Origin of the sequence: Ferranicluibacter rubi, assembly GCF_011603255.1 — a bacterium.
Lineage (GTDB): Bacteria > Pseudomonadota > Alphaproteobacteria > Rhizobiales > Rhizobiaceae > Ferranicluibacter > Ferranicluibacter rubi.
This window is the reverse complement of sequence record NZ_JAANCM010000005.1, coordinates 102650-114479: the sequence shown is the minus strand read 5'-3', so window position 1 is coordinate 114479 and position 11830 is coordinate 102650. Positions and strand designations below refer to the sequence as shown.

Here is an 11830-nt window from a genome sequence, read left to right as displayed (position 1 = left end):
ACGTGCGCCTACGACCGGTTGTGAGAAAAGACTACCGCTGACAACTTAACGATTTTCTAAAGCGGCACCAGTAAAATTAGATATTTCTAAAGTTAATGATCCTGTGCCCGTGGAATTCGGACAGCGCGACGCTCTGCGCCCCGCTATAGAGGCCGTCGAGGACAGATGCCATCGCCTCCCGCAGCGATAAGCGCGGGGTCAGTCGAGAGCAGGAGATATCATTGGCGTTAGAGAAGCTTCCGGCCGTTCGGAACCGGCTTGTCGGACGCAGCGAGAACGATGGCGCCGACCTCGTCTTCGAAGCCCAGCGTCAGGACTTCGGACCGGAACGGCCCGATCTGCCGGGGCGGAAAGTTGACGACCCCAAGCACTTGGCGCCCGACCAGCGTTTCCAGATCATAATGAATGGTGATCTGCGCCGAGGATTTCTTCAGCCCGATCTCCGGGCCGAAATCGATGACCAGCTTGATGGCGGGTTTGCGCGCTTCCGGAAAGGCAGAGGCCTCGACGATCGTCCCGGTACGGATATCGACACGTTCGAAATCGGCATAGGTGATCGTCTCGGTCATCGGGCCCGCCCTCTCAGGAATCCAGAGCATTTCCAGCCGAAGCGGAATCGCTTCGGCGTCGGACAATGCAGCAAAAACAACAGACTAAAGAATTACCGGTGAACCCGTGTTCACCGGTAATTCTTTAGTTGGCCAGTTCTTCGGCCCGCTGCCGCGCGGCGGCAATGGCGGCTGTAAAGATCGGCTGAATGCCGTCGTCGGCCATCAGAACGGCAAGGGCCGCGGCCGTGGTGCCGCCCGGCGATGTCACGTTCTGGCGAAGCCTGGAGGCGTCATCGGGGGACTGGTGAAGCAGTTCGCCAGCCCCCGCGACGGTTTCCCGTGCGAGACGCATGGCGAGGTCCGCCCGAAGGCCGGCCTTGCGACCGGCTTCCGCCATGCATTCGACGAGATAGAAAACATAGGCCGGTCCGCTGCCGGACAGCGCGGTGACGGCATCGATATCGGCTTCGCTGTCGACCCATTCGACGGGACCGGACACTTTCAGGAGATCGTTGACCCGCGCGCGCAGGTCTTGCCCAACCTTCGCATTGGCGAAGGCGCCGGTGATGCCGCGGCCGATCATCGCCGGCGTGTTCGGCATGGCGCGCACCATGGCGGCGTCGCCGAGATGCGACTGGAGAAAGCCGAGCGTCTTGCCGGCCGCAACCGAAACCACGACGGTCTGGGGCCCGACGAGGGTCGCAAGGCGCGGCAGCACGGCGCCCATGACCTGCGGCTTGACCGCGAGGAACAGGACGGATGCCGTAACGCCCTCCGGCGCGGACGTCACGTGACGCGCACCGTGTTCTGCCATTAGGGTCGCCATGGCAGGAGCAGGACCGGGATCGAGCACCAGCACATCCGCGCCGGAAATGCCGCTCTTCAGCCAGCCGGCCAGCATGGCGCCGCCCATATTGCCGGCACCGACGAGGACGATCGGGCCCACACCGCTCGCCACCACGCTCAGGCTTCCCCGACCGTTTCGAACATCACGGCCTCGACCGCCCGCTCGGCATCGACGCCGGACCAGACCACGAACTGAAAGGCCTGGAAGTAGCTCTCGCAGGCGTCGAGCGCGCTCGACAGCAGAACCTCGACCTGGCGGTTCGTCGGCTCTGCGCCGCCGGACAGCAGCAGCGACTGGCGGAATATGACGACGTCTTCCTGACGCCAGAGATCGAAATGGCCCATCAGCACCTGGCCATTGATATGGGACAGAAGCCGGATGACCTCGTTGACGCGGCTTTCGGGAACCTTGATGTCGAAGGCGCAGGCGAGATGCAGGGCCTCGAACTCTTCCATCCAGGAGAAGGAGACGTGGTAGTCGGACCACTTGCCCTCCACCGTCATCGCGATCTCGTCTTCACCGGAGCGTTCGAAGGTCCAGTCATTGTTGGCCGCGACGAACTCGATCATATCGACCGGATTGGATTGACGCTGCAGTTCCAGTTCTACGAGGCTCATGCTTCACCTTCAAAGTTCCAGCGTGGCATGCGCCATCGCGTTCTCACGCGAAGCCCCACAAGCCCGACGACACCGGAAACAACATGGAATGATCGACGAACGCACGACGAGGTCGAACCGATGACTCTGCCCGTATCTCGTGTGACCCGTTTCGAATCATCTTGTAAAATCAGTGTATAACGCCGGAGTCTGCAGACCAGCCCCAACCGCCCGAAAAAGGCGTCGCAGCTGTGGATAGAGCTTTGGAAACTGATTCAGCCTGAGTCAGTAAAGGATTCAGCGGATTGCGTTTTTTAGGGATGTCCACAGGGTCGAAATTTTTCTCGTTTTCGACCGTTTGGATTCCATCTGCGGACCCAAGAACGCGGGAGGAAGACAAAGAAGCGGAGAGATGCCCTCCCCGCTTCTCGACATCAGGAGATCGAAAGCCCGATCAGCCCTTCTCGGCGAGCTGTGCTTCCAAAAGGGCGACACGCGCCAGAAGGGCGTCGTTTTCCTCACGCGCCCGCAGTGCCATCTCGCGCACGACCTCGAATTCTTCCCGCTTCACCACGTCCATCGTGTTGAGGATACGCTCGCCCTGCGTCCGGAACATGGTTTCCGCCTCGCGCCGCACGCCCTGCGCCGCACCGGCCGCGTCCGTCATCAGCTTGGCAAGATCGTCGAGAATGCGGTTTGCGCCTGTCGTCGTCATGATGTCCCTCCGGGATCGCGGTTGGAGCGCCGCACGGCGCCTGTGATATGGAGGTAGGAGAGGCAGGGCCGGCTTGCAAGGAAAAACCAGTGAATCATGGGGCTTGCAACCCTCGCTTCGCTTGACCGCATGCATGCCGCCCGCCATGGTCCGGTCAGGCGGCGCGGCGAAATGCCGGTCCGCAGAGAAACCACCCGCCGCAGGTCCTGATCCGTTGCCGGGTCGGCAATGGATCGGCCAGGTGAAACCGAGGCTGAAGCACGTCCTTTGGAACCCATCGCAAGCCTTCTTTCGATCCTGCCCTTCCCGCAGATCGATCCCGTCCTGATCGCCATCGGCCCGCTGCAGATCCACTGGTATGGCCTCGCCTACGTCGCGGGCATCCTGCTCGGCTGGTTCTACGCCCGCCGGATCGTGCGCAACGAGACGCTCTGGGGCGGCAAGGCACCGATCACCGAAGTCGATCTCGACGACTTTCTGCTCTGGGTGGCCGTCGGCATCGTGGGTGGCGGACGCATCGGCTACATCCTGTTCTACGACCTGCCCTCGGTCATCGCTAATCCGCTGCGGGCCTTCGAGATCTGGAACGGCGGCATGTCCTTCCATGGCGGCCTCATCGGCACGATCCTCGCCATGTTACTCTTCGCCCGCAAGCGGTCCATTCCGATCTGGAGCCTGTTCGACGTCGTCGCAGCCGTCGTCCCCATCGGCCTGTTGTTCGGCCGCCTCGCCAACTTCATCAATGGCGAACTCTGGGGCCGCCTCTCCGCCATGCCCTGGGCGATCGTGTTCCCGACCGGCGGCCCGTTCGCCCGCCATCCAAGCCAGATCTACGAGGCAGGCCTCGAGGGCATTCTCCTGCTCCTCGTGCTCGCCTTCCTCATCTACAAGCGCCACGCCCTGCGCAAACCCGGCCTCATCGCTGGCGTCTTCATCACGGGCTATGGCCTTGCCCGCATCTTCGTGGAGTTCTTCCGCGAGCCCGACGCGCAGATCGGCTATCTCGCCGGGGGCTGGCTGACGATGGGCATGCTGCTGTCGCTGCCGATGGTCGGTCTCGGCCTCTGGGCGATCCTGCGCGCCCGCCGGGCGGCATCGCTCGTGGGGAGCCGACCATGACCACGCCTCTCACGGACAAGATCAAGGCGATCATCCTCGCAACAGGACCGATCAGCGTCACCGACTACTTCGCCCTCTGCCTCGCAGATCCAGAGCACGGTTACTACCGAACGCGCGAACCCTTCGGACAGAGCGGCGATTTCATCACCGCGCCGGAGATCAGCCAGTTGTTCGGCGAGCTCATCGGCATGTTCCTGTTCGAGGCCTGGCGTCGTCACGGACAGCCTGAAGCGGTGGCCATCGCCGAGATCGGTCCCGGTCGTGGCACGATGATGGCGGACATCCTACGCGTCCTCTCGCGCCTTTCGCCGGAGCTCTATGAAAAGGCGACCGTGCATCTGGTCGAAACCAGCGAGCGCCTACAGAAGGTCCAGAGCCAGACCCTCGTCGCCCACAAGTTCAAGATCGACTGGCACGAGAGCTTCGAGGAGATTCCCGACGGCTTCCTGCTGCTGGTCGCAAACGAACTCTTCGATGCCATTCCCATCCGCCAGTTCGTGAAGACGGAACAGGGCTTTCGCGAGCGCATGGTTGGTCTGGATGCGCAGGACAATCTTTGCTTCACCGCCGGCGTGGCCACCATCGATCCCGACCTTCTGCCGCCGGGAGACAAGCTGCCGCTCGGCACCATCTTCGAAGTCGCCCCGGCCCGCGATGCCGTCATGGCCGCCATTTCCGCACGGCTGAAGCGCACCGACGGGTCCGCCCTGATCATCGACTACGGCCATATGGCGACCAATTACGGCGATACGCTCCAGGCCGTGCGCGCCCACCAGTTCGACCCGCCGCTCGCCCATCCCGGCGAGGCCGACATCACCAGCCATGTCGATTTCGAACAGCTCGCCCGCCGCGCTGTTGCGGAAGGTCTTCGGATCAACGGCCTGACCTATCAGGGCGATTTCCTGCTGGCTCTGGGCATCCGCGAACGTGCCGAGGCGCTCGCGCGCGGCAAGGACATCATCGTGCAGGAAGGCGTGCGTCAGGATGCGGAGCGGCTTTCCGGCTCGGGCGAAGGCAAGATGGGCGAACTCTTCAAGGTCCTCGCCGTCAGCCACCCGGCCATTGCCCTTGTGCCGTTTCAGGCCTGAGCGGATCGCAACCGGCACCCGGTCTCGACCCCATCGAGAGCGGACATCGGTCCGCCGCCGATGACACTGTCTGCCGCCTGCGCGATTGACAGGGCGGGCGGCAAAGGGTCAACATCCCGCGCAAATCACCGCGAGCCATTCCCGGCACCACCCTCTCCGACAACCGCTGACATCCAAGGGGCGAAAGACCAATGCAGGACGACGCCTTGCCCTCCCCGCTCCAGAGCCCGCTGCTCGCCTCCGCATCCGTTGCCCACGGCTTCTTCACCCGCAAGGGCGGCGTGTCGGACGGTATCTACGAAGGCCTGAACGTCGGCCTCGGCTCTCGGGACGACCGTGCCCATGTCGAGGAAAATCGCACCCGCGTCGCCGCATGGTTCGGCCAGCCCGTGGCAAGGCTCGCCACTGTCCATCAGATCCACTCTCCGGATGTCGTCACCATCGGCATCGATTACGATGGCACGCGGTCGGAGGCCGATGCGCTGGTTACGGCGACGCCCGGTATCGTGCTCGGTGTCCTCTCGGCCGATTGCGGACCGATCCTCTTTGCGGATCCACAAGCCGGCGTCGTCGGCGCGGCGCATGCCGGCTGGAAGGGTGCGTTGACGGGTGTCCTCGAAAGCACGATCTCGGCCATGGTCGCCCTCGGCGCCACACGCGAAACCATCCTCGCCTGCCTCGGCCCCTCCATCGGCCCAGACAATTACGAGGTCGGCCCGGAATTCGTCGAACGTTTTCTCGCGCACGACGCCGGATACGCCCGTTTCTTCACGCCTTCGACGCGCGCCGATCACGCGATGTTCGACCTTCCCGGCCTCACCGTCGCCCGCCTTCTCGCAGCCGGCGTGAAGGCCGAGAAGCTCGGCCTCTGCACCTATGAGGACGAAGCACGCTTCTTTTCCTACCGCCGGACGACCCATCGCGGCGAGCCGGATTACGGCCGGCAGATTTCCGCCATCAGCATCAGGGAGGCATGACATGGCCCTTCACTTCACCCAGGACGAGTACGCCGCACGCCTCGCCAGCCTCACGGCGAAGATGCGCGAGGACAAGCTCGACGCGCTGCTGCTCTTTGCGCAGGAGAGCATGTACTGGCTGACCGGCTACGACACCTTCGGCTACTGCTTCTTCCAGACGCTGGTCGTGAAATCCGACGGCTCGATGGTTCTGCTGACGCGGTCGGCCGACCTGCGCCAGGCACGCCACACCTCCAACATCGAACGCATTCAGGTTTGGGTCGACAGGGTCAATGCCGACCCGACGATGGACCTGAAGAACCTGCTGAGCGAACTCGACCTCCTCGGCGCCCGCATCGGCATCGAATACGACACGCACGGCATGACCGGCAGCATTGCCCGGCTGCTCGACAACCAAATGGCGAGCTTCGGCCAGATCATCGACGCATCCATGCTGGTCGGCCGGCTGCGGCTCATCAAGAGCCCGGCCGAGATCGCCCATGTCGAGAAGGCCGCGAGCCTTGCCGACGACGCGCTGGATGCGGCCCTGCCGCTGATCGGCCCCGGCGGCGACGAGGCGGCGATTCTCGCGGCCATGCAGGGCGCGGTCTTTGCAGGCGGCGGCGATTATCCGGCCAACGAATTCATCATCGGCTCCGGCGCTGACGCCCTCCTCTGCCGCTACAAGGCCGGCCGCCGCAAGCTCGACGCGCAGGACCAGCTCACGCTCGAATGGGCCGGCGTCAGCGCCCATTACCATGCGGCCATGATGCGCACGATCGTGGTCGGCGAGGTGACCAACCGTCATCGCGAACTCTACAGCGCCTGCCGTGAAACCATCCAGGCGATCGAGATGGTCCTGCGATCGGGCAACACCTTCGGCACCGTCTTCGATGTTCACGCAAAGATCATGGACGAGCGCGGCCTTGCCAAACACCGCCTGAACGCCTGTGGCTATTCGCTCGGCGCCCGCTTCTCGCCCTCCTGGATGGAGCAGCAGATGTTCCATGCCGGCAATCCGCAGGAGATCCTGCCCAACATGTCGCTCTTCGTGCACATGATCATCATGGACAGCGACAGCGGCACGGCCATGACGCTCGGGCAGACCTACCTGACGACGGACGGCGCGCCACGGGCCCTGTCGCGCTACGGTCTCGATGTCATCGACCTCTGAGGTCTCGCCGGGCGATAGAGCGGGATCGAACCCTCGCCAGCCCCAAAAAGGGGAAGCCGGATCAATACGGCTTCTTAGGATTATCGTCGTAAACTGGTTGTCTGATGTCAGGACCGGCGGGATAGGCCCGTCGGATGGCGTCGCAGTGTGCCAGCGTATCGGCGTGTAATACTCCAGCGGTTTCGATCTGCCTCACGAGGCGTGAGCGGTGCTGGAGACGGGCGACATGCGCTGCATCTGTCCAGGACGGAGGTCGACCGTGCGCACCCTTTTCGCAACGACGACGAACATCGCGCGCCTTCGGGTCGCGACGCCGCTCTTGGCCATGTCCCTTCTTTTCGCCCTGTCGTCCTGCAACAGCATCGACGCGTTGACGCCGCCAGAGAATGTCGGCGACGGGAGCTATCAGTCCTCCCCGGTCAATCAGGCCGATCTCGACACCATGCAATCGCAGCAGCCGGTGGTGAACAGCGCCCCCGCCGGCGCCATGGCCGTCCATGAGATGCGGGTGCAGCGATCGGCCAGCCTCTCCGACCCGAACTATACCGATCAGCCCGCACCGCGGGCCGACCAGCCCGATATCACCGGCACGGCCTATGCCCGTGGCGACGAAAGCTACCGCAACCCGGCCGGCTCCTTCGAAGCACAGGCCCAGGCGCTCGCCAGCAACCCGTCGCCGCAGATATCCCCGTCCGAAAGCGCGGTCGGCTTTCCTGCAACCGGCAATCAAGTCAGCGAGACCGAAGCCGCCGCACGCACCCGCACGGCAGAGGCACCGCAATCCGAACCGGCCACGGAGCCGGCGGAGGCAGCGCAGAACGATGTGCCCGCAGAAGCCAACAGCGCACCGGAAGAGCAAGCTGCTATCGCGCCCGCCGCCAAGGCCGGCCCTGCCGGCAGCATCCGCTTCCTCCCCATCATGGGCGCACCCGTCGAGGCCATCCGCCCCCTCTCCGAGCAGCTCGGCGCGGACGCCCGCTCGCACGGCCTTACCATCAAGACGGCAGCGGATGGCGGAAGCCAGCATATTTTGAAGGGTTATTTCTCGGCGTTCAAGGACGGCCGAAAGACCACCATCGTTTATGTCTGGGACGTGCTCGATCAGGCCGGCAACCGTCTGCACCGCATCCAGGGGCAGGACAGCGTCGATACCAAGGGCGCCGATCTCTGGTCGGGCGTTCCGCCGCAGACCATGCGCGACATCGCCACCAAGAGCGTCGGGCAGTACCTGACCTGGCGGGATGCCACGGCCGGCTGAGAATGAGCATGACCGTGTTTTCACGACCTCTAAAACGCTCTTCCCGGCAGCGCCTTCGAAATCTTTTTCGGATAAACCCTCTCCATGCCGGCGTTCCTCTTGCATTCGGGGACAAGGCCGCTATGAAGCGCCCATCGGCATTGACGGGGGCACGCTCCCTGAGACCGACGCGCATTGGGATGCGGGTTTACGGAATCTTGCGGATTACGGCAAACGGACCGTCCGGTTCGGGCCTATCCCGGACAGCACGACAGGCGGACCATCGATGAAGGTTTTCGCGGGCAATTCGAACCGGCTCCTCGCCGAAGCGATCTGCAACTATCTCAATCTTCCGCTCGGGCGGGCGACGGTCCGGCGTTTCGCCGATCAGGAAATCTTCGTCGAGATTCAGGAGAACGTGCGCGGCGAGGATGTCTTCCTCGTCCAGTCCACGTCCTTCCCGACGAACGACCACCTGATGGAACTGCTGATCATGATCGATGCCATGCGCCGCTCGTCGGCACGGCGCATCACTGCGGTCCTCCCCTATTTCGGCTATGCCCGGCAGGACCGCAAACCGGGTCCGCGCACACCGATCTCCGCCAAGCTCGTCGCCAACCTGATCACCGAGGCCGGCGCCGACCGCGTTCTGACGCTCGACCTGCATGCCGGCCAGATTCAGGGCTTCTTCGATATCCCGACGGACAACCTCTATTCGGTGCCGATCCTGACGCGCGATATCAAGGAACACTACGAACTCGAAAACGTCATGGTCGTCTCGCCCGACGTCGGCGGCGTGGTGCGCGCCCGCGCGCTCGCCAAGCGACTGGACTGTCAGCTGGCCATCGTCGACAAGCGCCGCGAGCGCGCAGGCGAGTCCGAAGTCATGAACGTCATCGGCGACGTCACCGGCAAGGATTGCCTGCTGATCGACGACATCGTCGATAGCGGCGGCACGCTGTGCAACGCGGCAGAAGCCCTGCTGAAGAACGGCGCGACCAGCGTCACCGCCTACATCACCCACGGCGTTCTCTCCGGCGGCGCCGTTGCCCGCGTCACCTCGTCCAAGCTGAAGGAGCTCGTCATCACCGACAGCATCCAGCCGACGACGGCCGTGCAGTCCGCGCACAATATCCGCGTGATCTCGACGGCAAACCTGATCGGCGAAGCGATCAACCGCACCAGCCAGGAAGAATCCGTTTCCAGCCTGTTCGACTGATCGGGAGCAACCCGGCGACGGGCGTGTGTCTCAACTGTTGATGACGATCATGCCGCCGATGAGGAGAGCGGCACCGATCGCCGTGCGCAGCGTCAGCGTTTCCCCAAGGAAGATGCTGGCGAGCAGCGGCACGAAGCAGAACGTCAGGGCCATGAACGAATAGGCCATCGTCAGCGGCACGCTCTTCAGCACGAATATCCAGACGAGCGTCCCGATGCCGTACACGGCAAGAGCTCCGATCATCAGCGGATTGAGCAGAAGCGCGACGATGCCCGCCACGCCGAACTCGCCCGTGGTGCGGCTCGACAGCTTGAACAGCACCTGCCCCATCGCGATCATCAGTGGCGTGCCGGTGAGGCCCAGCCACAGAGCCGGGCTGTAGTTTCCCCCGATCATGCCGCTGCAGCCTCGATGCCGCCAGCGCCATCCCCTGCCCTTTCCACCGTCTCGCAATAGAAGATATCGCGGCCGATATCCTCGCAGACATGGATCGCGGGAACCGGGTGGACGGCGCGCAGGAAGGAGTGCGTGTAGGGGAAGAAGTTGAAATGCGGATTGAAGCTGTAGCGGTACTCCCGCTCACGCGGCACGACGATGATCAACCGGCGGCGCGCGATCCGGCGCAGCTCGGCAATGGCTTTGCGGTAGTCGAGCACATGCTCGATCACATGCGTGCAGACGACCGTATCGAATTCGCCATCCGCAAAGGGCAGATCCTCGATCCGCGCGGCGACATATTCGACGCCCGGGAGACTTGCGGCATCTTCCACCACGAAATCGACACCAGTCACGCGGCTAAGGCCGGGCTGTGCCGACTGGATATGCTTCAGCAGCGCCCCCGTACCGCAACCGACATCGCAGACGCTCTCGCCTTCGATCGAGCCGGCAATGCGGCAAATGCAGGCGACCGAGTTGTCGGTCCCCTCATGCACGCGGGGATGCTTGCGGTAGAGGTCCTCATACTCCGCCTCCGACAGAAACGGCGCGCGGGCGCGGAACCGGGCGAGGTGGACGATGTGCTCGCCCCAAACCAGCTTGGCGGCCGCCCGGAACAGACGCGAATCCCGCAGCACCGGCGGCAGCAGGTCCTCCAGCACGAAGCGGATACGGTTGGTGGTCTCGCGGTTCATCGCTCGGTCTCCGGAATCACGCAGCCGCACTCTGCACATCGCCTGTCTCGCCCTGCCCGGGCTCGGCCGAGGCAGGCATGGACACAGAAAGGAAGGGGCTCGACGGCAGAGCCATGTAGTGCAGCCGCAGCTGCTCGGCCCGGGCACGGGCCAGCGAGTCGAGGATCAGCCCGGCGGTGAACATCATGAAGGAGATCATCATCAGCGCCACCGACAGAACCCAGGTCGGCATGCGCCGGACGAGACCGGTCTCGAAATATTCGACCAGAACCGGCGCCATGAAAATCAGGCTCGACGCCATGAAGGCGGTGCTGATGGCACCAAAGAAGGTGAAGGGCCGCGTCTCCTTCATCAGCATCGCAAACATCCAGAGGATGCGCCCACCATCCCGGAAGGTGGACAGCTTGGAATGCGACCCTTCCGGCCGGCGGCCATAGTCGAGCGGCATCTCGCAGACCGGCAGCTTCAACCGCGAGGCATGCACGGACATCTCCGTCTCGATCTCAAACCCGCCGGACACGGCCGGAAAGCTCCTGGCGAAGCGTCGTGAGAACACGCGGTATCCCGAAAAGATGTCGGTGAAATCGTTGCCGAATAGCGTCCGGTAGAGCCGGTTGAACAGCCGGTTGCCGAAGGCGTGTCCCTGCCGGCCCGCATCCGCCTTCACACCACGTCGCGTTCCCACCACCATGTCCGCACGCTCGGCGATCAGCGTGGCGATCAGCGCGGGCGCGTCGGCCGCCGAATAGGTGCCATCCCCGTCCGCCATCACATAGATATCGGCATCGACGTCGGAGAACATGCGCCGGACGACATGGCCCTTGCCCTGCCGCGTCTCCCGCGTGACGACCGCGCCGGCAAGCGTCGCCCGCAGCGCCGTCTCGTCGGTCGAGTTGTTGTCGTAGACATGGATGCGCGCGAGAGGCAGTGCCGTGCGGAACGCATGGACGACCGACACGATCGTCGCCGCTTCGTTGTAGCAGGGGAGAAGTACGGCGATCCTGAGATCTGTCGGAAGCGTCTGCATCGGGTTCATCCGTGGCGGTCGCACGACAATGACCGGGAAATCTTAAGGTCTCGTTGAAGATGTTGCGCACGCACCGATCGACGGTCGCGCGCCGCAGTCACCCTGTTCGACAAAGGCTTTTTTCACCTTCCCCTTCTATGGTTCCCGCCAGCCGGACGCCCCGGACGACGA

13 protein-coding genes are annotated in these 11830 nt (G+C 63.8%); 6 read left to right on the top strand and 7 right to left on the bottom strand.

Going from position 1 to position 11830, the window contains the following annotated elements; translation table 11 throughout:
• Positions 1 to 227: 227 nt before the first annotated feature.
• The 4 genes from G8E10_RS11780 to G8E10_RS11765 form a co-directional block, all read right to left on the bottom strand.
• Positions 228 to 569: a tRNA-binding protein gene (locus tag G8E10_RS11780; protein WP_167129086.1), complete on the bottom strand. Its 342-nt coding sequence runs from the start codon at positions 567 to 569 to the stop codon at positions 228 to 230.
• 124 nt (positions 570 to 693) lie between these two features.
• Entirely contained in the window at positions 694 to 1512 is an 819-nt protein-coding gene (proC, locus tag G8E10_RS11775) for a pyrroline-5-carboxylate reductase (RefSeq protein ID WP_165910539.1), read from the bottom strand.
• Positions 1513 to 1514: 2 nt separating this feature from the next.
• Positions 1515 to 2015 carry a type III secretion system chaperone family protein gene (locus tag G8E10_RS11770; protein WP_092934650.1) on the bottom strand — a complete coding sequence of 167 codons (501 nt, stop codon included), beginning with the start codon at positions 2013 to 2015 and terminating at the stop codon, positions 1515 to 1517.
• A gap of 433 nt (positions 2016 to 2448) precedes the next feature.
• Entirely contained in the window at positions 2449 to 2709 is a 261-nt protein-coding gene (locus G8E10_RS11765; RefSeq protein ID WP_092934652.1) for an accessory factor UbiK family protein, read from the bottom strand.
• A gap of 228 nt (positions 2710 to 2937) precedes the next feature.
• On the opposite strand from G8E10_RS11765, the gene lgt reads away from it, so the two are divergent.
• From lgt to G8E10_RS11735, 6 genes are all read left to right on the top strand, one after another.
• Positions 2938 to 3828: a prolipoprotein diacylglyceryl transferase gene (lgt, locus tag G8E10_RS11760; RefSeq protein WP_425530834.1), complete on the top strand. Its 891-nt coding sequence runs from the start codon at positions 2938 to 2940 to the stop codon at positions 3826 to 3828.
• Positions 3825 to 4916: a class I SAM-dependent methyltransferase gene (locus tag G8E10_RS11755; RefSeq protein ID WP_132710030.1), complete on the top strand. Its 1092-nt coding sequence runs from the start codon at positions 3825 to 3827 to the stop codon at positions 4914 to 4916. Before lgt ends, G8E10_RS11755 begins: the two co-directional genes overlap by 4 nt.
• A gap of 191 nt (positions 4917 to 5107) precedes the next feature.
• Positions 5108 to 5893 (top strand): peptidoglycan editing factor PgeF, encoded by a 786-nt coding sequence (gene pgeF / locus G8E10_RS11750; protein ID WP_167129081.1) that lies wholly within the window; start codon positions 5108 to 5110, stop codon positions 5891 to 5893.
• A gap of 1 nt (position 5894) precedes the next feature.
• Positions 5895 to 7046 carry a M24 family metallopeptidase gene (locus G8E10_RS11745; RefSeq protein ID WP_167129079.1) on the top strand — a complete coding sequence of 384 codons (1152 nt, stop codon included), beginning with the start codon at positions 5895 to 5897 and terminating at the stop codon, positions 7044 to 7046.
• A 259-nt stretch (positions 7047 to 7305) separates the two neighbouring features.
• Positions 7306 to 8304, top strand: a complete 999-nt coding sequence (locus G8E10_RS11740) for a hypothetical protein (RefSeq protein ID WP_343289731.1) — start codon at positions 7306 to 7308, stop codon at positions 8302 to 8304.
• Between the two features lie 265 nt (positions 8305 to 8569).
• Complete coding sequence (locus tag G8E10_RS11735; RefSeq protein WP_110799329.1) at positions 8570 to 9502, top strand: ribose-phosphate pyrophosphokinase; 933 nt, start codon at positions 8570 to 8572, stop codon at positions 9500 to 9502.
• Positions 9503 to 9532: 30 nt separating this feature from the next.
• On the opposite strand, the gene G8E10_RS11730 is transcribed toward G8E10_RS11735, so the two are convergent.
• Genes G8E10_RS11730 through G8E10_RS11720 form a run of 3 tightly spaced genes read right to left on the bottom strand, consistent with a single transcriptional unit; the run spans position 9533 to position 11659 of the window.
• On the bottom strand, positions 9533 to 9898 hold the full coding sequence (locus tag G8E10_RS11730) for an EamA family transporter (protein WP_245507033.1): 366 nt from the start codon (positions 9896 to 9898) through the stop codon (positions 9533 to 9535).
• Positions 9895 to 10632 (bottom strand): class I SAM-dependent methyltransferase, encoded by a 738-nt coding sequence (locus tag G8E10_RS11725; protein ID WP_167129077.1) that lies wholly within the window; start codon positions 10630 to 10632, stop codon positions 9895 to 9897. Before G8E10_RS11725 ends, G8E10_RS11730 begins: the two co-directional genes overlap by 4 nt.
• Positions 10633 to 10648: 16 nt before the next feature.
• Positions 10649 to 11659 (bottom strand): glycosyltransferase, encoded by a 1011-nt coding sequence (locus G8E10_RS11720; RefSeq protein ID WP_167129075.1) that lies wholly within the window; start codon positions 11657 to 11659, stop codon positions 10649 to 10651.
• Positions 11660 to 11830 lie beyond the last annotated feature (171 nt).

What these genes read in the sequence shown, in the direction of transcription:
- G8E10_RS11720 (WP_167129075.1), bottom strand. Translation starts at nt 11,659, where the DNA reads ATGCAGACGCTTCCGACAGATCTCAGGATCGCCGTACTTCTCCCCTGC.
- G8E10_RS11780 (WP_167129086.1), bottom strand. Translation starts at nt 569, where the DNA reads ATGACCGAGACGATCACCTATGCCGATTTCGAACGTGTCGATATCCGT.
- G8E10_RS11745 (WP_167129079.1), top strand. Translation starts at nt 5,895, where the DNA reads ATGGCCCTTCACTTCACCCAGGACGAGTACGCCGCACGCCTCGCCAGC.
- G8E10_RS11770 (WP_092934650.1), bottom strand. Translation starts at nt 2,015, where the DNA reads ATGAGCCTCGTAGAACTGGAACTGCAGCGTCAATCCAATCCGGTCGAT.
- G8E10_RS11765 (WP_092934652.1), bottom strand. Translation starts at nt 2,709, where the DNA reads ATGACGACGACAGGCGCAAACCGCATTCTCGACGATCTTGCCAAGCTG.
- lgt (WP_425530834.1), top strand. Translation starts at nt 2,938, where the DNA reads ATGGATCGGCCAGGTGAAACCGAGGCTGAAGCACGTCCTTTGGAACCC.
- G8E10_RS11755 (WP_132710030.1), top strand. Translation starts at nt 3,825, where the DNA reads ATGACCACGCCTCTCACGGACAAGATCAAGGCGATCATCCTCGCAACA.
- G8E10_RS11730 (WP_245507033.1), bottom strand. Translation starts at nt 9,898, where the DNA reads ATGATCGGGGGAAACTACAGCCCGGCTCTGTGGCTGGGCCTCACCGGC.
- G8E10_RS11735 (WP_110799329.1), top strand. Translation starts at nt 8,570, where the DNA reads ATGAAGGTTTTCGCGGGCAATTCGAACCGGCTCCTCGCCGAAGCGATC.
- G8E10_RS11725 (WP_167129077.1), bottom strand. Translation starts at nt 10,632, where the DNA reads ATGAACCGCGAGACCACCAACCGTATCCGCTTCGTGCTGGAGGACCTG.
- pgeF (WP_167129081.1), top strand. Translation starts at nt 5,108, where the DNA reads ATGCAGGACGACGCCTTGCCCTCCCCGCTCCAGAGCCCGCTGCTCGCC.